At 38.7% G+C, this 23,591-nt stretch carries 25 protein-coding genes; 12 read left to right on the top strand and 13 right to left on the bottom strand.

Annotated features, from left to right (window positions below; translation table 11 throughout):
- Positions 1-173: 173 nt before the first annotated feature.
- Together BMX11_RS16255 and BMX11_RS16250 are read left to right on the top strand one after the other, a co-directional pair.
- Entirely contained in the window at positions 174-2,216 is a 2,043-nt protein-coding gene (locus tag BMX11_RS16255) for a M13 family metallopeptidase (protein WP_090886151.1), read from the top strand.
- 222 nt (positions 2,217-2,438) lie between these two features.
- On the top strand, positions 2,439-2,624 hold the full coding sequence (locus BMX11_RS16250) for a hypothetical protein (RefSeq protein WP_025141500.1): 186 nt from the start codon (positions 2,439-2,441) through the stop codon (positions 2,622-2,624).
- A gap of 15 nt (positions 2,625-2,639) precedes the next feature.
- Here BMX11_RS16250 and BMX11_RS16245 read toward each other — a convergent pair whose 3' ends face one another.
- The 3 genes from BMX11_RS16245 to BMX11_RS16235 form a co-directional block, all read right to left on the bottom strand.
- A complete protein-coding gene (locus BMX11_RS16245; protein WP_090886150.1) occupies positions 2,640-2,822 on the bottom strand; it encodes a hypothetical protein in 183 nt (60 codons plus the stop codon).
- Between the two features lie 42 nt (positions 2,823-2,864).
- A complete protein-coding gene (locus tag BMX11_RS16240; RefSeq protein ID WP_090886149.1) occupies positions 2,865-3,962 on the bottom strand; it encodes a CapA family protein in 1,098 nt (365 codons plus the stop codon).
- A gap of 109 nt (positions 3,963-4,071) precedes the next feature.
- The gene (locus BMX11_RS16235; protein ID WP_090886147.1) at positions 4,072-4,629 is read right to left on the bottom strand and encodes a C40 family peptidase; all 558 of its coding nucleotides are present in this window, start codon (positions 4,627-4,629) and stop codon (positions 4,072-4,074) included.
- 1,107 nt (positions 4,630-5,736) lie between these two features.
- Here BMX11_RS16235 and pdhA point away from each other — a divergent pair.
- The 6 genes from pdhA to BMX11_RS16205 all read left to right on the top strand — a co-directional run bounded on the left by pdhA (position 5,737) and on the right by BMX11_RS16205 (position 12,129).
- Complete coding sequence (gene pdhA, locus BMX11_RS16230) at positions 5,737-6,732, top strand: pyruvate dehydrogenase (acetyl-transferring) E1 component subunit alpha (protein WP_090886145.1); 996 nt, start codon at positions 5,737-5,739, stop codon at positions 6,730-6,732.
- A gap of 32 nt (positions 6,733-6,764) precedes the next feature.
- A complete protein-coding gene (locus tag BMX11_RS16225) occupies positions 6,765-8,417 on the top strand; it encodes a 2-oxo acid dehydrogenase subunit E2 (RefSeq protein WP_090886143.1) in 1,653 nt (550 codons plus the stop codon).
- Between the two features lie 306 nt (positions 8,418-8,723).
- On the top strand, positions 8,724-9,275 hold the full coding sequence (locus tag BMX11_RS16220) for a cupin domain-containing protein (protein ID WP_090886141.1): 552 nt from the start codon (positions 8,724-8,726) through the stop codon (positions 9,273-9,275).
- Positions 9,276-9,343: 68 nt separating this feature from the next.
- Complete coding sequence (locus tag BMX11_RS16215; RefSeq protein ID WP_090886139.1) at positions 9,344-10,573, top strand: serine hydrolase domain-containing protein; 1,230 nt, start codon at positions 9,344-9,346, stop codon at positions 10,571-10,573.
- A 118-nt stretch (positions 10,574-10,691) separates the two neighbouring features.
- Positions 10,692-10,997: a YbaB/EbfC family nucleoid-associated protein gene (locus tag BMX11_RS16210; protein ID WP_090886137.1), complete on the top strand. Its 306-nt coding sequence runs from the start codon at positions 10,692-10,694 to the stop codon at positions 10,995-10,997.
- Between the two features lie 454 nt (positions 10,998-11,451).
- Complete coding sequence (locus tag BMX11_RS16205) at positions 11,452-12,129, top strand: metal-dependent hydrolase (protein ID WP_090886135.1); 678 nt, start codon at positions 11,452-11,454, stop codon at positions 12,127-12,129.
- A gap of 54 nt (positions 12,130-12,183) precedes the next feature.
- Here BMX11_RS16205 and BMX11_RS16200 read toward each other — a convergent pair whose 3' ends face one another.
- Complete coding sequence (locus BMX11_RS16200) at positions 12,184-12,531, bottom strand: hypothetical protein (protein WP_090886133.1); 348 nt, start codon at positions 12,529-12,531, stop codon at positions 12,184-12,186.
- A gap of 91 nt (positions 12,532-12,622) precedes the next feature.
- On the bottom strand, positions 12,623-15,433 hold the full coding sequence (gene polA / locus BMX11_RS16195) for a DNA polymerase I (RefSeq protein ID WP_090886131.1): 2,811 nt from the start codon (positions 15,431-15,433) through the stop codon (positions 12,623-12,625).
- A 156-nt stretch (positions 15,434-15,589) separates the two neighbouring features.
- Here polA and BMX11_RS16190 point away from each other — a divergent pair, with 156 nt between their 5' ends.
- Both BMX11_RS16190 and BMX11_RS16185 read left to right on the top strand, forming a co-directional pair.
- Positions 15,590-16,363, top strand: coding sequence for a hypothetical protein (locus BMX11_RS16190; protein ID WP_090886129.1), 774 nt, complete (start codon positions 15,590-15,592; stop codon positions 16,361-16,363).
- A gap of 38 nt (positions 16,364-16,401) precedes the next feature.
- Positions 16,402-17,088 carry a hypothetical protein gene (locus BMX11_RS16185; RefSeq protein WP_090886127.1) on the top strand — a complete coding sequence of 229 codons (687 nt, stop codon included), beginning with the start codon at positions 16,402-16,404 and terminating at the stop codon, positions 17,086-17,088.
- 142 nt (positions 17,089-17,230) lie between these two features.
- Here the strand turns inward: BMX11_RS16185 and BMX11_RS16180 are convergent, their stop codons facing one another.
- From BMX11_RS16180 to trmB, 5 genes are all read right to left on the bottom strand, one after another.
- Positions 17,231-17,818 (bottom strand): DNA-3-methyladenine glycosylase I, encoded by a 588-nt coding sequence (locus BMX11_RS16180; protein ID WP_090886125.1) that lies wholly within the window; start codon positions 17,816-17,818, stop codon positions 17,231-17,233.
- Positions 17,819-17,837: 19 nt separating this feature from the next.
- Positions 17,838-18,212, bottom strand: a complete 375-nt coding sequence (locus BMX11_RS16175; protein ID WP_090886123.1) for a four helix bundle protein — start codon at positions 18,210-18,212, stop codon at positions 17,838-17,840.
- A 53-nt stretch (positions 18,213-18,265) separates the two neighbouring features.
- Positions 18,266-18,622, bottom strand: a complete 357-nt coding sequence (locus BMX11_RS16170) for a carboxymuconolactone decarboxylase family protein (protein ID WP_090886121.1) — start codon at positions 18,620-18,622, stop codon at positions 18,266-18,268.
- Between the two features lie 67 nt (positions 18,623-18,689).
- Complete coding sequence (locus tag BMX11_RS16165) at positions 18,690-19,022, bottom strand: MGMT family protein (RefSeq protein ID WP_090886119.1); 333 nt, start codon at positions 19,020-19,022, stop codon at positions 18,690-18,692.
- The gene (gene trmB, locus BMX11_RS16160; protein WP_090886118.1) at positions 19,022-19,672 is read right to left on the bottom strand and encodes a tRNA (guanosine(46)-N7)-methyltransferase TrmB; all 651 of its coding nucleotides are present in this window, start codon (positions 19,670-19,672) and stop codon (positions 19,022-19,024) included. The genes BMX11_RS16165 and trmB overlap by 1 nt, the downstream gene beginning before the upstream one ends.
- Positions 19,673-19,786: 114 nt before the next feature.
- Here trmB and fcl point away from each other — a divergent pair, with 114 nt between their 5' ends.
- Both fcl and BMX11_RS16150 read left to right on the top strand, forming a co-directional pair.
- Positions 19,787-20,713 carry a GDP-L-fucose synthase gene (gene fcl / locus BMX11_RS16155; protein ID WP_090886116.1) on the top strand — a complete coding sequence of 309 codons (927 nt, stop codon included), beginning with the start codon at positions 19,787-19,789 and terminating at the stop codon, positions 20,711-20,713.
- 161 nt (positions 20,714-20,874) lie between these two features.
- Entirely contained in the window at positions 20,875-21,807 is a 933-nt protein-coding gene (locus BMX11_RS16150; protein WP_090886114.1) for a hydrogen peroxide-inducible genes activator, read from the top strand.
- Here the strand turns inward: BMX11_RS16150 and BMX11_RS16145 are convergent.
- From BMX11_RS16145 to BMX11_RS16135, 3 genes are all read right to left on the bottom strand, one after another.
- Entirely contained in the window at positions 21,804-22,049 is a 246-nt protein-coding gene (locus BMX11_RS16145; RefSeq protein ID WP_090886112.1) for a hypothetical protein, read from the bottom strand. The genes BMX11_RS16150 and BMX11_RS16145 overlap by 4 nt on opposite strands.
- A 24-nt stretch (positions 22,050-22,073) precedes the next feature.
- A complete protein-coding gene (locus BMX11_RS16140; RefSeq protein ID WP_090886111.1) occupies positions 22,074-22,529 on the bottom strand; it encodes a hypothetical protein in 456 nt (151 codons plus the stop codon).
- Positions 22,530-22,631: 102 nt separating this feature from the next.
- Positions 22,632-23,240, bottom strand: a complete 609-nt coding sequence (locus BMX11_RS16135) for a superoxide dismutase (RefSeq protein ID WP_090886109.1) — start codon at positions 23,238-23,240, stop codon at positions 22,632-22,634.
- Positions 23,241-23,591: the final 351 nt, after the last annotated feature.

Below are 23,591 nucleotides of genomic sequence, written 5' to 3'. Positions count from 1 at the left end.
TGCATAATTAGATTTTTTCTTGAAGTTATGAAAAAATTCATACAAACTACAGGAAGCATTTTGTAGCTTTAAACAACTAATTTATAAACTCATGAAACTGTAAGTCCCTAGCAACATTAACCTATTCGTTTCTAAGCTCCTAACAGCTTCATCTCAATTAACTAAATTAAAAGATGAAAAAATTATTTATTCTGCCAGCATGTGCAGTTCTTTTTATTGCTGCATGCCAGAACAAAAACCACCAGCAAAATGGTGAGGGAGACCAAAGAACGGTTTTCTTTGATACCGCAGGGATGGACACTACCGTAAAGCCAGGAGATAACTTCTTTCTCTATGCCAATGGAAAATGGATCAAAAATACCGTTATTCCTAAAACAGAAACCGGCTGGGGATCTTTCTATACCCTTTACAATGACAATATTAAAAATCTAAAGTCGATACTGGAAAATGCTGCGAAAAGTAAGGCAGCCAAGGGGAGTTTAGAGCAAAAAGTTGGCGACTTTTATGCCAGTGGTATGGACTCAACCACTATCGAAAAGCTGGGTACTTCTCCAATTCAACCCTTACTTACAAAAATCGATCAAATTAAAGATGATAAAGAACTGATTAATTTTGTTGCCGAGGGCTATAAAAATGGTGAGGGCGATTTATTAGGTTTTGGCGTAGAGCCAGACGATAAGGCCAGTACGCAAAATATTCTTGCTTTTTCTCAATCGGGCATCAATTTGCCTGACAGAAGTTACTATCTGGATCAGGATGATAAAGCCAAAAAAATACGTGCTGAATATACCAAATACATTGAAAAAATATTCACCCTAACCGGGGATGCAGCAAATGCGGCGAAAAATGCCAACGAAATTTTAAAACTGGAAACGTTAATTGCACAATCACATTCTACACCAGTAGAGCTTAGAAACCCACAAAAGAACTATCATAAATTAGCAGTTGCCGAATTTCAGAAACAAACGCCAAACATCGATTGGAAATCTGTTTTAAACAAAATTGGTGCTTCTACAGATACTGTTTTAGTTAGACAGCCTAAATATTATCAGGCATTATCTACTTTGATTAAAAGTCAGCCACTGGCAGCATGGAAAAGCAAACTTAAATTTGATGCCTTAAGCCGCTCAGCTAACTCGCTAACTCAGGCCTTTAGAGATGCCAGGTTTAATTTCTACGGCAAAACCCTGTATGGACAGCCTGCACAAACAGAAAGATGGAAAGCCATGGTTAATAATACCGACGACCATTTAGGCGAACTTTTGGGCCAGCTTTATACAGAACAATACTTCAAGCCAGAAGCGAAAAAAAGAATGCTCGAATTGGTAAATAACCTGCAAAAGGTTTATGCTGAGCGCATTCAAAAGTTAGATTGGATGACTCCTGAAACCAAGAAAAAGGCTTTAGAGAAGCTGAATGCCTTTATTAAAAAGATTGGCTATCCGGATAAGTGGAAAAAATATGATGATGTAGAAATTTCGAGGGATACCTATTATGCCAATCTTCAATCGGCGAATAAACATGCCTATAAAGAAATGATGGATAAGCTGGGCAAGCCAGTGGATAAAACAGAATGGATGATGACCGCTCCAACAGTAAATGCATACTACAATCCTTCATTTAGTGAAATCGTTTTCCCTGCCGGGATTTTACAGTTCCCATTTTTTGATTTCTCTGCAGATGATGCCATCAACTACGGAGCGATAGGTGCGGTAATTGGCCATGAAATGACGCATGGTTTTGACGACCAGGGCCGCCAATATGATGCTCAGGGAAATTTAAAGGAATGGTGGAACAGCGTTGATGCCGCTAAGTTTAAAGTTAAAACCGATAAAGTAGATTCATTCTATAATAAGTTTACCTTATTGGATAATCAGCATGTAAACGGTTCGCTAACTTTAGGCGAAAACTTAGCCGATTTAGGTGGATTAAACATTGCTTATGATGCCTTTAAATTGACAGAGCAGGCTAAAGGCGATAAAAAGATTGATGGTTTTACACCAGATCAGCGCTTCTTTTTGAGTTTTGCGCAAGTATGGCGCATAAAGGATCGTCCTGAACGCATGAGTGTACGCTTAAAAACCGATCCGCATAGCCCGGAAATGTTCCGTGTAAATGGCCCGGTATCTAACATGGAGGCATTCTATAAAGCATTTAATATCCCAACTTCGGCCAAAATGTATATTGCTCCGGCAAATAGATTAGGCGTTTGGTAATTGGAGATTAATAAATGATTGAGTGATTGAGTGATTGAGTGATTGATTGAATGAATGATTGAATGATGGAATGATTGAATGGGCAGGAAGTTATTCTATCCTTCATTCATCCACTAATTCAAACCTTATAAAAGCCGGTTTCAATTCGTTGAGATCGGCTTTTTTATGGGCTTCAAAACAAAAGCGATCATTGCTTTGTCTTATGATACAAATATTCAAATCATGAACGTAAAACGCACTTTTGGAACAGTATTAACCATTCTGGGGATAATCGGATTAATATATGCAGGTTATGGTTTTGTTAACCACAGTCAGAATACCAGGGGCTTAATGGTATATGGAATTATCGGCCTGATCTTTTTTGTGTCAGGTATAGGTTTGGTGAAGAATACTAAGGATGAGAGTTAGCATTGTTTTTATAATTTATTGCTTCTTCTTTTGCTTAATAATCTGAAACTGGCTAAAAGCCACCAAACAACCTGCCAGTATAATAATGCCTGCCGATAATAGGTTTTTGGGGTTTTGCTGGATATAATATGCAGCTGCAAACACTAAAAATACGGCGGCAATACCAATGATATAATGAATGATCAATCCTTTTTTCATGAACAAAGATTCTGAAATAAATTTAGAGTAGCGGTGTAATGCCTAATTTTTTACCGTAATCTTATTGTTCTCAAATTGGAGCGGGTGGCCAGTAAAATCAATATCCGTTAATTGCTTAATGCGGTTAAAAGCATTGTGGTTCTCATCTAAGGTTAACCTGTTAATTTTATCCTGCTTTACCGAAACCACATCTGCATACAGAAAATCTCCTTTGGCATTTATTTTCAACTGGAGTAAAGGAGCAAAACCATTCCAGCCCTTCAGGCTAAACATGCCATAGGTACAGAAGTTACCTAAACTGTAAGCAATAAACTTATTCTTATACACTTCTACCGCACGGGTAACATGAGGTCCATGGCCTAAAACAACATCTGCACCGGCATCAATTACGCCATGAGCAAAAGCATAAACATTGCCACGATTTTCGTTGTAGAAAATTTCAGTCTTTTTGGTCACGTGCTCAAATCTGGCACCTTCTCCTCCACCATGAAAAGAAACGATTACAATATCGGCCATAGTTTTTAAACGGGCAACCAGGGCTTTTGCACTATCTATATTCTTGATAGAAACAGTATTTTCATTAGGGGCAAAAGCACAAAAGGCATATTTAACACTGTCTTTTTCGAAAATCTCAAAGGGTTTATTGAGTTGTCCGGCATAGTGTATTTGCAAGGAGTCTAAAATTCTTGCCGTATTTTTTCTTCCCCTGGTATCAAAATCGCCCACATGGTTATTGGCAATGCTCAATACATTGAAGCCTGCTTTTTTGTAAATCCCTGCATAACGCTCTGGCATACGAAAGGCATAGCAGTTGTTTGGGTTGATCCCATTGCATTTATTAGAGCTGCCCGAATTAAGAAAACAGCCTTCTAGGTTACCGAATACAATATCGCCCTTAAGCAAACTATCAACTGCCTGAAAGCTATTTACAGCGTCGTCTGGCGGGAGGTTAACCTTGGAAGGGAAAGCAGAACCTAGCATGATGTCTCCTACAGCCACAATACTAATGGTATCTTTAATCTTTCTTACTATCGTATCTTGTTTTTGTGCTGTTGGTGCCACCTGTGCATTGTTACTGGTGCAGCTGGCCAAAATAACGACTGTTAGTGAGGATAGTATAATGCTATTGATGAATCTCATGAATTGATATTATTCAAAAAAAAATCCTCCATAATTTCTTGTGGAGGATTGTATATTTTAGTTTGATTGTTGAACTGCTTAATCGCGACAACTAGGAACTGTAAATTGATTACTCTACGGTAAACTCTTTCTTAAATGATTCTAAAACCCGCCCGCCTTTATAAAAATAGCGACTGTAATAAGGCTCATTTAAATTGCTGATAACTACACCTCTTGAACTGGATGCATGCGCAAATCTATTGTCGCCCAGATAAATACCAACGTGTGAAATACTTCTGCTTTTTATCTTAAAGAAAACCAAATCACCCTCTTTCAAATCTTCTTTTGATAATGGATCAACCATGCTAAAAATATCGCGGGAATTTCTTCTGATGGTAGTGTTGAAAACTTTATCGTAGATTGCTTTTGTAAAAGCAGAGCAATCAATGCCTTTTTTGGTGTTTCCGCCGTAACTGTACGGGGTACCGATCCATTCGTAAATAAACTTATATAACTTTAAGTTAGCCGTTGCATCTACAGCAACTCCCATCACTTGCGAAAAATATTGGGAAGCTAAGTTGTCAGGGTCGTTTAGTTCTTTACCAGATTCTTTTGTTTTTGTTTGTGAAAACGCTGCTGAGATCGTGCAGATGGCGATTAGGGATGAAAACAAAAATTTTTTAATCATGTTATACAGTTATGTTTGGGTAATTCACTTACACATTAACGTACACCACATGGGCTTATTGTTGGTTGCCAAAAGTATTAATTATACAAATGTTATCCAAATGTAAATTGTTAAAAAGTAAAAGTTATTAACATTTCTTGTCTTTTCTGCTTTCAAGCGTGTATTTAAAGCAGCCTAAAAAAGTGGTATGTTTTATATAAAAAACGGCGAATTTTTACAAGAGATCCCTGCCCTTTATCTCTATAATCTGCTATTTAATGGGGGCGAGCTAGGAAATACGATGTACTAGGCGGAAAACCATAGCTCTGGTCGGTGGGGGTAGGAAAGAATGCTATTAACTTAAGGATAAAACTAAAATGGATTGTCATCCTGAGCCTGTCGAAGGGTAATCCATTTTAGTTTTCGACTTATTAAGAAGGTCTTCGACTACTTGTCCTGATTTCACATCGGAAAGCTCAGACAAATTATAAGGACAAAGTTCCTTGGACAAGCTCACGATGGAAATATTTTTATTTTTCATTAAATTAATGACATTGAGGAGGGCTGCGGTTTAAGTTTATCCAGCGAAACTTTAAACTTTCCGCACATAATTTTGAATTTGCAGGCGAAACAAACTGCTGATAGCAGCATGAACTTTGATCTTTAGACGGGATTGAAGTGGTATCCTTTTTTGTTTAGGTTTTTTCGGTTTTAATTCACACTTTAACAAAAAAAAATTAACGTAAAGCCCGACTAGCCTTAATAAATAGTACTGATTTTGCTTTTCTAAAACTATTTCAAAAAATTATTGTAAATATTTAACAAAAATTTACTGTAATAGAGACCTGTAAACTGTCTAATTAAAAAACATTTATAAATTAGGGGCGATTGCCATTATGCAGAATTAAATTTTATCATCAATTCAAACTTACACTTTGATAAAGCGTGAATTTTTAATTCTGTAAAATCTCTGTTTTTTAGGCGAAAAGCGTTATTACGACGATTTAATTGTAAAACAACTGTTAAATCTAAAAGGATGCTTAGTACGTTGATGTTTTTACACTAAAAAGTGTCAAAAATTACAATAAAAAATTTAGATTTGCTGTCGCAAAAAAACAATACCAAGAAATGAGTGCAGTAGAAATAAATAAAGATACCTGGTTAAAGTGGTTTGAATCGATGTTGCTGATGCGCAAGTTCGAAGAAAAAACTGGCCAGTTATACGGACAACAAAAAATTCGTGGCTTTTGTCATTTATACATTGGGCAAGAAGCTGTAGTTGCAGGTGCAATATCTGCTATGCAAAAAGGCGATTCAATGATTACAACCTATCGTGATCACGCTCATGCCCTGGCTTTGGGTGTTAGTGCAGATAGTATCATGGCCGAAATGTATGGTAAAGCTACAGGTTGCTCAAAAGGTAAAGGTGGTTCTATGCACATGTTCAGTAAAGAACATAATTTTTATGGTGGACACGCAATTGTGGGTGGTCAGATTCCTTTGGGTGCTGGCGTTGCTTTTGCCGAGAAATATAAAGGTACTGATAACGTAAACATTTGCTACATGGGCGATGGTGCAGTACGTCAGGGTGCTTTGAACGAAACCTTTAACATGGCTATGCTTTGGAAACTTCCAGTAATTTTTGTTTGCGAAAACAATGGTTATGCCATGGGTACTTCGGTTCAACGTACAACCAACATGACTGATATTTATAAAATTGGTTTAGGATTTGATATGCCATGCGCACCTGTTGATGGTATGGACCCTGTTGCTGTACACAACGCAATGGATGAAGCTATTCAACGTGCACGTAAAGGTGAAGGGCCAACTTTCTTAGAAATGAGAACTTACCGTTACCGTGGTCACTCCATGTCAGATCCGGCGAAATACCGTACCAAAGAAGAATTAGAAGATTACAAAGCTAAAGATCCTGTTGAGCTTGCAAGAGAAACTATTCTTAAAGAAAAGTATGCAGATCAGGCTTGGATTGAGGAAGTGGAAGGTAAAGTTAAGGCAATTGTAGATCAGGCTGTGAAATTTGCAGAAGAGTCTCCTTGGCCAGATGCATCTGAATTATACAAAGATGTATATATGACTGAGAACTACCCTTACGTAATGGACTAAACAATATTTAAGATTTCAATTAATTAGATATAATGGCTGATGTAATTAAAATGCCCAAAATGAGCGACACCATGACCGAAGGGGTTTTGGCGAAGTGGCACAAAAAAGTGGGCGATAAAGTTAAAAGCGGTGATGTTTTGGCAGAAGTAGAAACTGACAAAGCAACGATGGATATGGAATCTTATTGGGATGGTACACTTCTATTCGTTGGCGTTGAAGAAGGTCAGGCTGTTCCTGTTGATGCAATCATGGCCGTTATCGGTAAAGAGGGCGAAGACTACAAAGCTGCGTTAGCGGCTGAACAAGGTGCTGGCGAAGCAGCAGCTGAGGCTCCTAAAGCTGAAAGCGCTGAGGCTCCTAAAGAAGAGGCTCCTGCTCAAGGCGGTGCTTTAAGTGAAGATGAATTAGCAGCAAAAGGTATTACTGTTATCCGTATGCCTTTGCTTAGCGATACCATGACTGAAGGCGTTATTGCTGAATGGCATAAAAAAGTTGGCGATAAAGTTAAGGATGATGATGTTTTAGCTGATGTAGAAACCGATAAGGCAACTATGGAAGTTATGGGTTATGCTACCGGAACATTATTACACATTGGCGTTGAAAAAGGTCAGGCTGCAAAAGTAAACGGCATTATTGCTATTGTGGGTCCGGAAGGAACTGATGTTAGCGGTATTTTAGCTGGCGGTTCTGCTCCTGCGAAAAAAGCTGAAAGCGCTGAGGCTCCTAAAGAAGAAAAACAAGCTACTGCTAATGCAAGTGCATCTGCTCCGGTTGCTGAAAGTTCTTCTGATAGTCGTGTTAAAGCTTCTCCATTAGCAAAGAAAATTGCTAAGGATAAGGGAATCGACTTATCACAAGTTGCAGGTAGTGCAGAAGGTGGTCGTATCATTAAGAAAGATATTGAAAACTTTAAGCCAGCTGCACAAGCGGCGGCTCCAGGTACTGAAGCTGCAAGTGCTCCTGCACAGAAAGCTGCTCCAGTGATCCCTACTTATGTTGGTGAAGAGAAATTTACAGAGAAACCTGTTTCTCAAATGCGTAAAGTTATTGCTAAGCGTTTAGCTGAAAGCTTATTTACTGCGCCGCATTTCTACTTAACCATTAGTATTGATATGGATAACGCAATGACTGCCCGTACAGCAATCAACGCTGTTGCTCCTGTTAAAGTATCTTTCAACGATATCGTAATTAAAGCTGTTGCAGTTGCTTTGAAACAACATCCTGCGGTTAACTCATCATGGGGTGGAGATAAAATCCGTTTCAATGAGCATACTAACATTGGTGTAGCGATGGCCGTTGAAGATGGTTTATTGGTACCTGTAGTGCGTTTTGCTGATGGCAAATCTTTATCTCACATTTCTGCTGAGGTTAAAGAATATGGCGCTAAAGCAAAAGCTAAAAAATTACAACCTGCAGATTGGGAAGGTTCTACTTTCACTGTATCTAACTTAGGTATGTTTGGTATTGATGAGTTTACTTCAATTATCAACTCTCCTGATGGTGCAATTTTATCGGTAGGTGCAATTCAAGCAGTACCTGTTGTTAAAAATGGCGCTGTAGTACCTGGCAATGTAATGAAGTTAACCTTAGGCTGTGACCACCGCGTGGTTGATGGTGCTACTGGTGCTGCTTTCTTACAAACCTTAAAAGGATTGTTAGAGGAACCAATTAGGTTATTGGCTTAATTAGTTTTCACTCAGAATATAGTAAAGGCTTCCAATTGGAAGCCTTTTTTGTTAGCTGCGACCCTGATAAAGATGCTGAAACAAGTTCAGCAAGACGGTTATGGAGGGGATTATTCAAGGATCTTATCAACAAACCGTCACCCTGAACTTGTTTCAGGGCTTTACTATAAACCCTGATAAAGATGCTGAAACAAGTTCAGCAAGACGATTATTCAAGGATCCTTTAAAAAACGCGTAATCAACAGGAAACTGCTCAAATTCTAAACCCTTTCCCATCTTCTTTGTTAAACAATAAAATAGCTCACCATGGACAAAGAAAAACTGGTACAAGAAGCCTACTTAGTAGCTCATAAAATAGAAGAGAATGGCGGTTTTCCCAATAACCCTAATTTGCCGCTCATGATTTACAAAGGGGCGCTTCTAATCCATCCCGATGAAACGGAGGAGGCCATTAAAAGAATTTTCGCGCAGAATGGTTATACCAATGCCTGGGTGGATGGCATTTTTGATTATCATCATTACCACAGCAACACGCATGAAGTGATGGGCGTTTATTGCGGCAAGGCAGATGTTCAGTTCGGCGGTGAGCATGGTGTTTGTATTGAGCTGGATAAAGGCGATGTTGTTGTTGTTCCAGCAGGCGTGGCGCATAAGAAATTAAACTCCAGTGAAGATTTTACGGTAGTTGGCGCTTACCCTTATGGGGCTGATTACGACATGAAATACGGTAAGCCGGAAGAGCGACCAGAGGCAGACGAGGCTATTGCAAAAGTTAAAAATCCGGATAACGATCCGGTATATGGCAGCAAAGGTCATTTATTTGAGTGCTGGTATAAACAAAATTGCGAAAATGTGTAAAACTCTTTCGTTTTAACCGTTCAAAATTCTTTAATTTTCGGGTTTTAAATCTACTATCCCTGATATTAATGAATTTTCGATATATATGTTCAGCATTCGCGCTCTCTATAACCTTACTTACTGCATGTTCAAGTAAAAAATCTGAAGAGAAAAAGGAAGCTGAAAAAAAAATCCGCACCAAAGAAGACGACAAAGCCGACAGTCTTTTAGTGGCTTATAATCCTGAAAAGGGTGATAAATGGATTGCTGATTTTGTTCAAAACTTACACAAAAAATACGGCTTTAATGGCAATATGCTTGTAGCTAAGGATGGTAAAATCCTCTATGAGAAAGCCATTGGATGGGCAGATTACCTCCACCGCGATAGCCTAAACATCAATTCTGAATTTGAGCTGGCGTCCATTACCAAAACCTTTACGGGTACGGCCATTATGCAATTGGTAGAGGCGGGTAAATTATCGCTTAATGATAATGTAAAGAAGTTCTTCCCCAACTTCCCTTATGAGGGGATTACTGTAAAATTATTGCTTACTCACCGAAGTGGAATGATGAATTACGTTTACTTCATAGATGACATTTGGCGCAAGGAGAAACGCAATATGAAAAAGGGTATTACCAATCAGGAGGTAATGAATATCATTGCCGAGAAGAAGCCTAATCCCTATACAAAGCCCGATAACCGTTTCCATTATAACAACTCTAACTTTATGGTGTTAGGGGCCATCATTGAAAAAGTAACCGGACAACGCTACTCACAGTATATGATGGAACATATCTTCAAACCTGCCGGAATGAAACATACCCATGTATATTCGACAACTGAATATGAAAAGGTTCCAGTTGATGTGGTTGGGCATGATCGCACCTGGAGATATTCGGTAGTGCAAAACTTTTTAGATGGACCTGTAGGGGATAAAGGTATCTACAGTACGGTTCATGATTTGGTGCTTTACGACAAATACTTAAAAAATGGCAGGTTACTCAGTAAAAAGAGCCTTGATTCTGCTTACGTTGGGAGAAACAAGCCTGTAAATGCTCACTTTAACTATGGCTATGGCTGGAGAATGTTTGATGGGGAGAAGATGGACAAAGTGGTTTACCATACAGGTTGGTGGCATGGCTTCCGTCACATATATGTACGTGATCTGGATAAAAATATTATTGTCATCTTCCTGGGTAACTTAACCAATGGGAGTTTGATGCATTTAGATGAGTTGTACAAGCATTTAAACATGCCTATAATCCGTAAAGGCGCTTACCATGGAAATGGAAGCTTGCCGGGCTCAGACGAAGATTAATTTTAAGGTTTATTTTATAGTGTTTCCTTCCTGGAGAGAAATTTGAATTTGCTTTTTTTAAAAGTGAAATAGAAAACAATTTGTCCTAATTTCGCCTTATAATATAAAACACAAGAATATGTTTGATAAATTATTTGCAGCACAGCAAAAGGCTGAAGAAATAAAGAAAAGATTAGATACCATTTCTGTTTTCGGCGAAGTGGAAAATGGTGCAATCAAAATCACGGCAACTGCCAATAAAGCAATTACTGGAATCTCTATTGATGAAGAGTTTTATAAGACTGCAGATAGAGAAGAGCTAGAGGAATTATTGCAGGTGGCCATTAACAAGGCTTTAGCAAGCGCAGAACAAGTGAGCGCTGCCGAAATGCAGTCGTCTGCCAAAGATATGTTAGGTGGCTTAGGCGGGATGTTTGGAGGCTAAATTAGTTTTGAGTGGTGGGTTTGGAGTTGAGAGTCAAAGCAGAAAGACTAAAGCTGAAATCGACCAGTTTTGATACTAAAAAGTCAGAGGTCAGGGGTCCGAGGCTATGGTGCTTAAAGCAAATCGCCAAATATACTGAGGTGCCTTAGGTGGTTTAAACGGCGGTCTTGATACTCGATACTAAATACTTGATACTATTGCAGTAGTTAGTACATAGTCGTTAGTATTTAGATATTGAGCCTAGCCTGCGTCCGGTAATATTTGGGCTTATTCTCTTCTTTGATCCTATTCCTTGCTCATTAAACAGTCTTGATACTAAGATTTAAGAGGTCAGGGGGCTGAGGCTATGGTGCTTAAAGCAAATCGCTAAACGTACTTAATTGCCTTAGGTGGTTAAAACGGCCAGTCTTGATACTCGATACTAAATACTTGATACTATTTAACACTATATAAAATGAAATATACTTATTACGGTCAATCGTGTTTCCTGTTAGAAACAGCTTCGAAGAAACTTTTATTCGATCCTTTCATTACCCCAAATCCTTTAGCTAAGCATATTGATGTAAAGGCTATTGAAGCGGATTATATCTTAATTAGTCATGGGCATGGAGACCATGTTGCAGATCTGGTGGCATTAGCGAAACAAACCAACGCAACCGTTATAGCCATTCCAGAGGTAATTGATTGGGTTAAAAACCAAGGAATCGAAAATGTTCATCCCATGAATTTTGGAAAATTTGCCTTTGATTGGGGTACGGTTAGAATGGTTGTAGCCACCCACTCATCGGGCTTGCCCGACGGCAGTTACGGTGGCAATCCTGCAGGCTTTGTGATAGAAGCAGATGGTAAGCAGATTTATTTCGCAGGAGATACTGGCCTTACGGTAGAAATGAAAATTTTGGCAGATTTATACAATTTGGATTATGCCATTCTCCCAATCGGTGGAAATTATACGATGGATGTGGATGATACCTTAATTGCGACCAAATATTTCGATTGCGACAAGGTAATCGGCGTTCATTACAATACTTTTCCGGTTATTGAAATTGATACAAAAGTAGCATTAGATAAATTTGCCCGCGAGCAAAAAACACTTTTGCTGCCCGAAATTGGCGAAACCATTAGCCTGTAAAATAAAAAAGGGGCTGTTCCTTTCGGAGCAACCCCTTCAATTATAAACCTAAACCTAGTTCTTTTTTACTGTTTTTGTAGCTTCTTTATTCGCTTTGTAACGCATATCTGCGGTACCGTCCTTTTTAGTTGGGCCAGCTACTTTGGTTACCGCCTTTGCTTTATTTTCTTTAAAGCGCATATCTGGCGTACCATCTGCCTTAACCTTAGTAGCAGTAGTAGTGGTTTTAGTCTCTACCTTTTTAGCTTCTTGTTTTACGCCTGCTTTTACAGGAGCAGTAGCCGTTTTTACTTCTTTCTTAACCACTTTTTTAGCAGGAGTGGTTGTAGCGGCTGGTGTTTGAGCAAATGCGGTTGTTAAACCTAATGCTGCGATTGCGATTAAACTCAATAACTTTTTCATGTCCTTTAATTTTTGTTTTACTCGTTGATTTTTTTGTTGATATAAAATTGATTAATCGGGATGAAGATTTAATGAAGATAAAGAAAATATGCTAATGTGCAGCTAACCAATTATCACCTTCTCCAATTTCTACCACAATAGGTACAATGGTTTTTATGGCATTGGGCATACGCTCTAAAATAATGGCTTTCATGGCTTCCTTTTCTGTTTTAAGCACATCAAAAACCAACTCATCATGCACCTGCATGGTCATGGTTGATCTTAAGTTCTGCGCTTTCATATCTTGATGGATATTGATCATGGCAATTTTGATCATATCTGCTGCAGAACCCTGAATAGGCGCGTTAATGGCATTTCGCTCAGCAAAACCTCTTACAGTTTGATTGGCAGAGTTAATGTCTCTCAGATAGCGTCTGCGTCCCATAATGGTCTCTACGAAGCCATTCTCCCGTGCAAAATTCATGGTATCGCTCATGTAACGCTTAATGCCTGGGTATTGAGCGAAATACTGCTCAATGATTTCTGCGGCCTCTTTACGAGGGATGCCGAGGTTTTGAGATAAGCCGAAAGCCGATTGACCATAAATAATTCCGAAGTTAACGGCTTTGGCATTTCTACGTTGGGTTCCGTCTACTTCTTCAATACTTACTCCATAAACCTTCGCTGCAGTAGCGGTATGAATATCAATACCCTTGCTAAAAGCATCCAGCATATTTTCTTCTTTACTGATGTCGGCAATAATACGCAGCTCTATCTGCGAATAATCCGCAGAAAGTAAGATGTGATCTTCATCGCGGGCGATAAAGGCCTTACGTACTTCCCGTCCGCGCTCCGTCCTAATTGGAATATTCTGTAAGTTTGGATTATTAGAACTCAATCTTCCTGTAGCGGCAACAGCTTGATTATATGAAGTATGCACACGCCCGGTTTTTGGATTTACCATTAAGGGAAGCGCATCCACATAAGTAGATTTTAACTTCTGTAATTGACGGAAATCTAAAATATCCTGAACAATATCACTTTTGCTCGCTAAAGCCAGCAACACGTCTTCTCCGGTTTGATATTGTCCCGTTTTTGTTTTCTTCGCCTTTGGATCTAACTGAAGCTTATCAAACAATACTTCACCCAGTTGCTTTGGAGAGGCCAGGTTAAATTTAATTCCAGCCTTATCATAAACATTTTGTTCAAATTTGATGATATCTTTTTCCAGCTCTGCCGAATAGTTTTTCAAAGTTTCCATATCAATACGGACACCTTCTTTTTCTATATCAGCCAATACATAAACTAAAGGGTTTTCTATTTCTTCAGCCAACTTAGCAGCATTGAGTTCCTTTAATTTAGGCTCAAAAACATGGGCTAATTGAAGGGTTACATCTGCATCTTCTGCTGCATAATCTACCACTTTTTCTACCGGAACATCCCTCATGGTGCCCTGATTTTTACCCTTGGCACCAATTAAGGTTGTGATAGAGATAGGCGAATACCCTAAATAGTTTTCAGAAAGCACGTCCATGTTATGACGGGTGTCCGGATCAATCAGGTAATGCGCCAGCATGGTGTCGAATAACTTGCCTTTTACTTCCAAGTTGTACCATTTCAGGACAAGGATGTCGTATTTAGTATTTTGACCTATCTTTTCAATACTTTCATTCTCCAGCACAACTTTAAACTCATCTACAATGGCTTGCGCTGCGGCTCTATCGGCTGGAACCGGGATATAATAACCCTCGCCAGGTTTAATTGAAAACGAAAGGCCTACTAAGTCTGCGGTATTGGCGTCTGTTCCTGTTGTTTCTGTATCAAATGAAATTCGCTCCTGAGTTAAAAGCAACTTAATGAGTTCTGCCCTTTGTTCTGGGGTATCAACTAAATGATATTGATGTTCAGTGTTTTCTATATTCTTTGCAGGAAGTTGCTGGGCTGGCTCTTCCGCTATTGTATTGGTATATTGAACGGTTTCTCCTGTCTGGTTTCCGAAAAGATCCGTTTGTGTGCCTTCTCCAAACTTGGCGGTAGTAACCGAAAACTCATCACCAAAAACTCTTCTTCCTAAAGTTCTGAATTCTAACTCAGTAAATAATGGCTCCAATAAATCGCGGCTTGGGTCGCAAAGTTCCAGGCTTTGCTCATCCAGTTCTACCGGAACATCTAAAAGAATAGTCGCCAGTTTTTTAGAAATCAATCCTTGTTGGGCAAAATTTTCTACATTTTCCTTTTGCTTCCCTTTAAGCTCATGGCTATTGGCAATGATATTCTCCATAGAGCCATATTGCTTTATGAGAGCTTTCGCAGTTTTTTCTCCAATTCCCGGAATTCCAGGGATATTGTCTACCGCATCGCCCCAAAGGCCTAAAATATCGATCACTTGTAAAACATTTTCTATCTCCCATTTAGCCAAAACCTCTTTCACGCCCAAAATCTCCATATCATTTCCCATTCGGGCAGGTTTGTAGATAAAGATGTTTTCTGAAACCAGTTGTGCAAAATCCTTATCAGGAGTCATGCAGTATACCTGATACCCTTTTGCTTCTGCTTTTTTGGCTAAAGTGCCAATAATATCATCTGCCTCGTATCCATCTGAGGTGATGACCGGAATATTGAATCCAGTAATTAATTTGATTACATAAGGCATAGCTGCCGCCAAATCTTCAGGCATTGCCTGACGGTGGGCTTTATAGGCTTCATATTCCGTATGTCGTTCTGTCGGCGCTTCGGTATCGAAAACAACTGCTATATGAGTGGGTTTTTCTTTCTTCAATACATCTAATAAAGTATTGGTAAATCCCATTACTGCCGATGTATTAATCCCTGTTGAGGTAAAACGAGGATTTTTACTCAACGCGAAATGTGCACGGTACATTAGTGCCATTCCATCTAAAAGAAAGAGTTTTTTATTGTTCATGTGATTACACAGATTAATGATTACACTGATCAAAAGATTTCATCAGTTGATAAAAGTAACCAAAGTTAATGATATCGTTAAAATGCTTAACGAAGAAAAGTTTAAATTTATTTATTGAAATCACGTATTTTCAGCATCATCAATCTAAAACGCTTTATGAAAACATTTTATACTTTTCTTTTCTGCCTTATTTTAAGTGCTGCTAAAGCCCAGCTCCCGGCAGATACCCTGATTACCTACATAACCTTCGAAAATTTGAAGGGATATAACAAAGGTTATGGTACTTCAATTGAAAGGCCAATTGGTACAGGGGCATTCACCAATATTGCAGATAGGGCTTCCTTACAAATCAGAATGGCTAAGTTGGAGAACTCTTTCCGCTGGCCTGATGGCTCATCGATAGATTTTTCTAACAGGGGAAGCACGAGTGGCAAAACCGGTATTGTTGACTGCTATGCCTTAAAAAATCCGAGAACTAAAGAGACGGTAACACTTTATGTAGATCCCTATCATACCGATTCTACCTTTTATATCCCCGAAGGATTAATTTTAGTTACCAAAGAGATTTTAGCAAAGGAAATGGCTCCCCATCTGGCTAAAATCGACGAGCTCGATGCGGCGGCTGATCCATTTGCTGATCAAAAGGAAAATATAAAGCAAGAACTAAATTATATTGCGATGAAGATTGGGATTGGTGCTTTTGTGGATCGTGACAATCTTCGGAAACTAATGACGGATACTCAGGCCAACAACGATTTAAAAAATTACCTTTTTAACATTTATATTCTCCATAAATTTTATGCAATGGGTAAGAACCTTCCAAAATCTAAGGAATATGCTTTGAATAAAATGAAAGCTGAATTCCTAAAGTTTCAAAAGAACCATCCCGATATGGAGGCCGGAAATATCAAAATCAATTTGAATGAGTAAGATTTAATAATTTGTTCCGTTATTTGTGAACAAGCGATATGAATATGAAATTTTTCCTGCCCATACTATTTTTGATTTTTACGGTAAATACCCTTTCAGCTCAGGATTTTGTAGTCAAAAACAACGACGAAGTGCTGCGGGGAACTATAAAGGGAACGGACTATTTTTCGGTGTGGATTAGTGCAAATGATGAAGCTGAAGTTATTTTGTTGGCCAAGGATGTGAAAAATTTCTTCTGGAATGGGAACAGTTATGTGAGTAAGGGCTTTGCGGCTAAGCGAAATCTGGAATACCGTTTTGTAAAGGTTATAGAGATGGGAACGGTTAATCTTTACTCTTTTGGAGGAGAAACGCTGGCACCTGCACAAAAAGAAAAGAAAGTGAAATTCAGGCCTTCTATTGGTATTGGAGCGGGAACGGGTGGTTTTGGTGGAATGGGTATGGGTGGCGGAATCAGCATTGGTGGTGGAAGAAGAAACAGTGAACCCGATCGTCCGGCAGGTGCGCCAGTGGTGCGCTATTTTATTGAGAAACCAGGCGCAGGGCCATTGCAAGAAGTGCCCATGAAGGCTATAACCGAAGATGCACAAAAGGCAAACGTTAAAAATATTTTGATACAAAAGCTAGGTGATCGACCTGAACTGAAATCCAAAATTGAAGCCTCAGTAGATTTTAACAGCAGGGATGTGATTAATCTTGTTCAGGAATACAACAGTAAAAAATAAAAAGGGCTGGTAACATCAATTAGATGGGGCATCCTGAACTTCCCGATGATAATCGGGGCAAGTATTTCAAATACATAACAATACTTTGAAGAGGTCCTTCTATGGGTTCAGGATTGACAATTGATGTTTGGGAACAATCTTCTTATCTGGCTATACAATTCACGAGGTGATCGTTAACCATTCCTGTAGCCTGCATGTGGGCATAACATATCGTTGTACCAAAGAATTTGAAGCCCCTTTTCTTCATGTCCTTACTAATCTGATCAGATATTTCTGTTCTTGCCGGAACATCACCCATTTTGGTTACCTGATTTAAAATAGGCTTTTTATCAGGTAAAAATCCCCAGATGTAATCTGAAAAGCTGCCAAACTCTTTTTGAATTTCTATAAATAGCTTGGCATTGGTAATTGCACCATTTACTTTTAGCCGATTGCGGATAATCCCTTCATCCTGCATTAAGCGCTCCACATCCTGCTCATTAAACTTCGCCACCTTTGTTACATCAAAATCTGCAAAAGCCTTTCTATAGCTTTCTCTCCGTCTTAGAATAGTAATCCAGCTTAAACCCGCCTGAGCCCCCTCTAAAATCAAAAACTCAAATAAAGTCTTATCGTCATACACGGGTTTACCCCACTCTTCATCATGATATTTGATGTATAATGGATCGGTACCGCACCAGGAACAGCGTGTTAAGTTGGGAGTTGGGTGTTCGGAGTTGGGAGTCTGCATAGTGGTCTAGATATTTGGGTTAAAGGGATTTTATTAAAAATTTTTCTGCATTATTCATCATGTAAACTAATAATCTGGCTACTTCTTCTGCCTGGTTGTTTAGTAGTTCAAATTCTTCTTGCGTAATATAACCACAGGCCAATGCAAATGCCAGCCAGGTTTGGGTTTCGCCATTTTCGGTATCAGAATCTGATAATTTACTGATGAAATGGTTCGGATACTTTCGTTTTCTATACGCCTCGGCCAAATTTGCGCACACACTTCTAGAACATCTCCTAATCTGATCCGTTAAACTATATCGCTCTTCAGCCGGAAATCTTTTCGAAATATGAAAAATTTCCATAGCAAGGTTGAAACCTTTTTTATAGGCAAGTAAGTCTGTGAGCGTTCCCATTCTTAAATGTACTAATAATTTAGGAATTGAGTGACCGCCCAGTACTCCAAACCCTAAACTCCCGCCTCCGAACTCAAAAGATCATCCCAATACTCCACAGCCCTCCTGTAATGTGGAATTACGATGCTTCCGCCGACTAAATTAGCGATCATAAAAATTTCATTCATCTCATCATTGTTCACACCGGCATCGTGGCATTTGCCTAAATGATATTTAATGCAATCATCGCAGCGAAGTACCATAGAGGCCACCAGACCTAGCATCTCTTTGGTTTTTACGTCTAGTGCACCATCGGCATAAGAGGTGGTGTCTAGAGCGAAGAAACGTTTGATGTTAGTATTCGCGGTTTCCATTATCCTATCGTTCATTTTTTCGCGATAGTTGTTAAATTCTTCTACTAGTTTGCCCATGTTTTAATTATTGAATGAGAGAATTATTGAGTGAGTGAGTGAATGACGTGGTGTAATACCTATTGGATTAAAGGTTAATTTCTTCCAGGGGATTCCAAAAAACGGTTTTAAAATTAACAACCTTATCGTTCTTTACCTCCACACCTTCTGCTGCCAGTAATTCGATCATTAAGTCTGGTGGATTGAAGTGAAATTTTCCTGTGAGCAGTCCACTGCTATTTACTACACGATGAGCCGGTACCTTAGGATGAGCTGTTCCGGCGTAAGCCATGGCATGCCCAACCATCCTGGATGACTTTGCTGCACCTAAACTTTTAGCGATGGCTCCATAAGAAGTTACTCTTCCTTTCGGAATTAAGCGTACAACCTCATAAACCTGTTCGTAAAAGTTAGTGTCCATTATTCAAATGAAAATTGAATGTAGTTAATATTCTTGTCGTGTAATAAGTATTTCTTCTCGTAATAAGTTTTGATCGATAAAACCTCATCAACTAAATCTGAAGTATATAAATGATCTGTATTCTTATGCACTTTTAAGCCCAATTCATTTACTTTTTCAACAGTGTAGGCATAAAGATCGTCATTATCTGTTTTCAGATTAACTTTACCACCAGCTTTCAATACTTGTTTATAGCGATCTAAAAAAGCTGGAAAAGTCAACCTTTTCTTCTCTCTGCTATCTTGTGGCTGAGGGTCAGGGAAGGTAATCCATATTTCATCAATTTCTCCCGCTTCGAAATAATCTAGCAGGTTTTCGATCTGAATTCTTAAAAAAGCAACATTATCAATGCCTTCTTCTATACCCGTTTTAGCACCTCTCCAGATTCGGTTTCCTTTATAATCTATCCCGATAAAATTTTTCTCCGGGAATAATTTAGCCAGATTAACTGTGTATTCTCCTTTGCCGCAAGCTAACTCCAATACCACAGGCTTTTCATTTTTGAAATGCGTTTTCGCCCATTCACCCTTTAACGGCTTGCCCTCATCTAATTGATATACGTTTGCAAATGTCTCTATTTCTGCAAAACGTCTAAGTTTATCTTTACCCAAATTTCTTTTTTTCTGGCAAAAATACGATTTATCAGCTATCCAAATCTTATTTTGTTGTTAACACTACATCTTTTTATTTAATGTATCGTATTTTTGTGCCTTATCTGTAATACTTTGGAAAAGAACGCTAAAATTTATATTGCTGGTCATAGAGGAATGGTTGGCTCAGCCATCTATCGTAAACTTGAAAAAGAAGGATACCAGAACCTGGTTGTTCGTGGCTCCCAGGAACTCGATCTTCGGAACCAACAGGCTGTTGCTGATTTTTTTGAAGCTGAAAAACCAGATTATGTATTCTTAGCGGCAGCCAAAGTGGGGGGGATTGTGGCAAATAATACCTATCGGGCAGACTTTCTCTATGAAAATTTAGCCATACAGAACAATGTTATCCACAACGCGTATTTAACTGGAGTAAAGAAATTAATGTTCCTGGGGTCTAGCTGTATTTACCCTAAACTAGCGCCACAGCCATTAAAAGAAGACTATTTGTTAACAGGAACTTTAGAGCCCACCAATGAACCTTATGCGATTGCTAAAATTGCAGGGATTAAAATGTGTGATGCTTATCGCGACCAGTATGGCTGTAATTTCATTTCAGTAATGCCAACCAATTTATATGGCTATAATGATAACTACCATCCTCAAAATTCGCATGTTTTACCGGCATTAATTAGAAAAGTGCATGAAGCCAAAATCAATAATGAAAAGCAAATCACCGTTTGGGGATCGGGTTCTCCATTGAGAGAGTTTTTATTTGCCGACGACCTGGCTGATGCTTGCTATTTTCTAATGCAAAATTATGATGAACGCCACCTGATTAATATTGGTACAGGCCATGATTTATCTATTAAAGACCTGGCATTGCTGATTAAAGAGGTGCTGAATTATGAGGGAGAGTTGGTATTTGATACCACAAAACCAGATGGAACACCCAGAAAATTAATGGATGTAAGCAAATTACATAACCTGGGCTGGAAACACAACATTGAACTCCCGGAAGGTATTGCTTTGGCTTATCAGGATTTTGAGAGCAGGTATTAGGCTTTATTGATTGAGTGAGGGAACAACTGGATGACAGAGTGATTGAATTTGGATCAAGGAAATGAGTACCAAAATTGTTATTTGCATTTCATAATCCATGTCATCACTTTTTATTATAGCTAAAATTTATATATTTGATATTATAAATCAATTTTAGCTATATGACTTTAGTTCAGCTCGAATATATTGTTGCCGTAGATACTTATCGCAGTTTCGTTACTGCTGCAGAGAAGTGCTTTGTAACACAGCCTACACTCAGTATGCAGGTTCAAAAACTAGAAGAACTTTTAAGCGTTAAAATATTCGACAGAAGCCGGCAGCCTGTTAGTCCTACAGAAATAGGCGCTCAGATTATTGCGCAGGCGCGTATCATTTTACAAGAAAGCGGCAAAATAAAAGAGTTGATTAGTAGTCAACAGCAAGACGTGCTCGGCGAGTTACGCATTGGAGTAATCCCAACGGTAGCGCCTTATCTTTTGCCAGAGGTGATTTCATCGATGCTGGAAAAGTATCCCGAACTGAAATTATTAATTTGGGAGTATACTACAGAAGATATCATCCATCATCTTAAAACGGGAGTACTCGACTGCGGAATTCTGGCTACGCCACTATCCGATCCCAATATTGCAGAGACACCACTTTACTATGAAAATTTTGTAAGCTATATTAGTAAAAACAGTAAACTCTACAAAAAGAAGGCTGTTGATGCAGAAGATTTGAATGATGAAAATATATGGCTATTAAATGAAGGTCACTGCATGCGCAATCAGGTGCTAAACATTTGCAGATCTACCAAGAATAATAGATTACAGGGGTTGGAATATAACACGGGTAGCGTAGAAACGTTGGTGCGAATGGTAGATTTAAACGGTGGTGCAACGCTTCTTCCCGAATTGGCTATCGCAGAATTAAATGCAAAACAACTGAACAAAGTACGGTATTTTAAGCCCTCAGAGCCGGTAAGGGAAATTAGTTTGGTAACCCATAAAAACTTCATCAAAAAAAGAATGCTGAATGCTTTACAGGAGGAAATTCTAGCCATCATCCCTAAAGCCATGAAGCAAAAGAAAAAGAAAGATATTGTTGGGATTTAACTGGCGATTCCTTGTTTAAAGTCGTTCGACTTATCTACATGGGCGGCCAATGGGTAGCCCTCGGCTTTTGGGTTCTTATCTTCGAGGAAAATCAGGATAACCAATGAAATTACAGGAATGACAAAGGAAATACAGAACCAAAACCAAAAGTTACGTCCTGTTCTTTTGGCTAAAAAACCGGCCAAAATCTGTGGAGATAACAGTAGGCCTAAAACAACTGCGCCTACGATGATTTCTGGCATTACGAGGCTACTGTTATTTAATAACTAAAGCTCCTGTTTCTCTACTTTCGGGCCTGTTAGCAAGCCTTTAATATCGCCAGCTTCTTCTACTTCTTCGCCTTTTTTCTTTTTCTTGCCTTTATTAGACTTTCCGCTTAAACGTTCTTCAATAATTTTATCGTATTCCGTTTGTTGCTCGCCTTTTAACACCGTGCGAATATTCTTTGAAGTTTCATTTTGAAGCTTGTAGAATTTATCTACATCTTCTTCTCTGGAAGTACCTGCCTGTTGTCTTTTAATAAGTTCAGCCTGTTCTTTAGCCTGGGTATAGGTGTAACTGTAGATCACGCTTTTTTGTGTTCCATTCAGTTTTAACCGCTTGTCTAAATCTTCTACATTCTTCTTAGCAATCTCATCAGGTGTAGGCATTTTATTCTGTTGTGCATTAACAGCACCAGTAACACCAATCAAAATCAAGAATAAAAATACAATCCGCTTCATATTGAACATATTAATGATGCAAAGTTAACCAATAAAATTAAAACAAGAAAGCCCACAAAACTGAATTTGCGGGCTTAATTTGTTAACCTTGTTAACTAGTGATTAAAGTGCTTTTTTGTAAAGTTCGGCAACTGCATCCCAGTTAATTACATTCCAGATTGCTGCTAAGTAATCTGGACGTTTGTTTTGATACTTTAAGTAGTAAGCATGTTCCCAAACATCAATACCTAAAATAGGTGTTCCTTTAACTTCAGCAACATCCATTAATGGATTGTCCTGGTTTGGAGTAGAAGAAACCTGAAGTTTTTTATCAGCACCTACTGATAACCAAGCCCATCCCGAACCAAAACGGGTAGCGCCAGCTTCTTGTAATTTAGTTTTTAAATCAGCGAAAGAACCAAATGTTTCGTTAATTGCTTTTGCTAAATCGCCAGTTGGCTCGCCACCTTTATTTGGGCCTAAAATATTCCAGAATAAAGAGTGGTTATAGTGACCACCGCCGTTGTTTCTAACAGCAGCAGGAAACTTAGAAATGTTTTTTACAATTTCCTCGATGCTTGAACCTGCTTCAGGCTTACCTTCTAATGCTTTATTCAAGTTAGTTACGTAAGCTTGGTGATGTTTATCATGGTGGATTTCCATGGTTGTTTTATCAATATGCGGTTCTAGTGCATCTGTTGCGTAATGTAACGCAGGTAATTCAAAAGCCATAATGTTTTATGTTTAAGATTTAAAAATGTTTCTTGTAGCAAATATAACATTCGAAGATTAACATTTGTTCATGTTATTATCATCAATTGTATTTTAGTTTAGTAGTTAGTATATAGTCGTTAGTAATTAGACGATTTGCCGAACCTGCATCCGGTCTTGGTACTTGATACTAGCATCTTGATACTTTTACAGTCGTTAGTATTTAGTCGTTAGTAATTAGACATCACGCATAACCTGCATCCGGTCTTGATACTATCATCTTGATACTTGATACTAGCATCTTGATACTTTTATAGCAGTTAGTAATTAGACATGGAGCCGAACCTGCATCCGGTAATATTTGGGCTTTTT

This window comes from Pedobacter rhizosphaerae (genome assembly GCF_900111155.1).
GTDB lineage: Bacteria > Bacteroidota > Bacteroidia > Sphingobacteriales > Sphingobacteriaceae > Pedobacter > Pedobacter rhizosphaerae.
This window is presented reverse-complemented; position numbering and strand designations above follow the sequence as displayed.

Bases quoted from the DNA above. Each gene is read 5' to 3' on its own strand.
- BMX11_RS16255 (WP_090886151.1), top strand. From the start codon at position 174: ATGAAAAAATTATTTATTCTGCCAGCATGTGCAGTTCTTTTTATTGCT.
- BMX11_RS16250 (WP_025141500.1), top strand. From the start codon at position 2,439: ATGAACGTAAAACGCACTTTTGGAACAGTATTAACCATTCTGGGGATA.
- BMX11_RS16245 (WP_090886150.1), bottom strand. From the start codon at position 2,822: ATGAAAAAAGGATTGATCATTCATTATATCATTGGTATTGCCGCCGTA.
- BMX11_RS16240 (WP_090886149.1), bottom strand. From the start codon at position 3,962: ATGAGATTCATCAATAGCATTATACTATCCTCACTAACAGTCGTTATT.
- BMX11_RS16235 (WP_090886147.1), bottom strand. From the start codon at position 4,629: ATGATTAAAAAATTTTTGTTTTCATCCCTAATCGCCATCTGCACGATC.
- pdhA (WP_090886145.1), top strand. From the start codon at position 5,737: ATGAGTGCAGTAGAAATAAATAAAGATACCTGGTTAAAGTGGTTTGAA.
- BMX11_RS16225 (WP_090886143.1), top strand. From the start codon at position 6,765: ATGGCTGATGTAATTAAAATGCCCAAAATGAGCGACACCATGACCGAA.
- BMX11_RS16220 (WP_090886141.1), top strand. From the start codon at position 8,724: ATGGACAAAGAAAAACTGGTACAAGAAGCCTACTTAGTAGCTCATAAA.
- BMX11_RS16215 (WP_090886139.1), top strand. From the start codon at position 9,344: ATGAATTTTCGATATATATGTTCAGCATTCGCGCTCTCTATAACCTTA.
- BMX11_RS16210 (WP_090886137.1), top strand. From the start codon at position 10,692: ATGTTTGATAAATTATTTGCAGCACAGCAAAAGGCTGAAGAAATAAAG.
- BMX11_RS16205 (WP_090886135.1), top strand. From the start codon at position 11,452: ATGAAATATACTTATTACGGTCAATCGTGTTTCCTGTTAGAAACAGCT.
- BMX11_RS16200 (WP_090886133.1), bottom strand. From the start codon at position 12,531: ATGAAAAAGTTATTGAGTTTAATCGCAATCGCAGCATTAGGTTTAACA.
- polA (WP_090886131.1), bottom strand. From the start codon at position 15,433: ATGAACAATAAAAAACTCTTTCTTTTAGATGGAATGGCACTAATGTAC.
- BMX11_RS16190 (WP_090886129.1), top strand. From the start codon at position 15,590: ATGAAAACATTTTATACTTTTCTTTTCTGCCTTATTTTAAGTGCTGCT.
- BMX11_RS16185 (WP_090886127.1), top strand. From the start codon at position 16,402: ATGAATATGAAATTTTTCCTGCCCATACTATTTTTGATTTTTACGGTA.
- BMX11_RS16180 (WP_090886125.1), bottom strand. From the start codon at position 17,818: ATGCAGACTCCCAACTCCGAACACCCAACTCCCAACTTAACACGCTGT.
- BMX11_RS16175 (WP_090886123.1), bottom strand. From the start codon at position 18,212: ATGGGAACGCTCACAGACTTACTTGCCTATAAAAAAGGTTTCAACCTT.
- BMX11_RS16170 (WP_090886121.1), bottom strand. From the start codon at position 18,622: ATGGGCAAACTAGTAGAAGAATTTAACAACTATCGCGAAAAAATGAAC.
- BMX11_RS16165 (WP_090886119.1), bottom strand. From the start codon at position 19,022: ATGGACACTAACTTTTACGAACAGGTTTATGAGGTTGTACGCTTAATT.
- BMX11_RS16150 (WP_090886114.1), top strand. From the start codon at position 20,875: ATGACTTTAGTTCAGCTCGAATATATTGTTGCCGTAGATACTTATCGC.
- BMX11_RS16145 (WP_090886112.1), bottom strand. From the start codon at position 22,049: ATGCCAGAAATCATCGTAGGCGCAGTTGTTTTAGGCCTACTGTTATCT.
- BMX11_RS16140 (WP_090886111.1), bottom strand. From the start codon at position 22,529: ATGAAGCGGATTGTATTTTTATTCTTGATTTTGATTGGTGTTACTGGT.
- BMX11_RS16135 (WP_090886109.1), bottom strand. From the start codon at position 23,240: ATGGCTTTTGAATTACCTGCGTTACATTACGCAACAGATGCACTAGAA.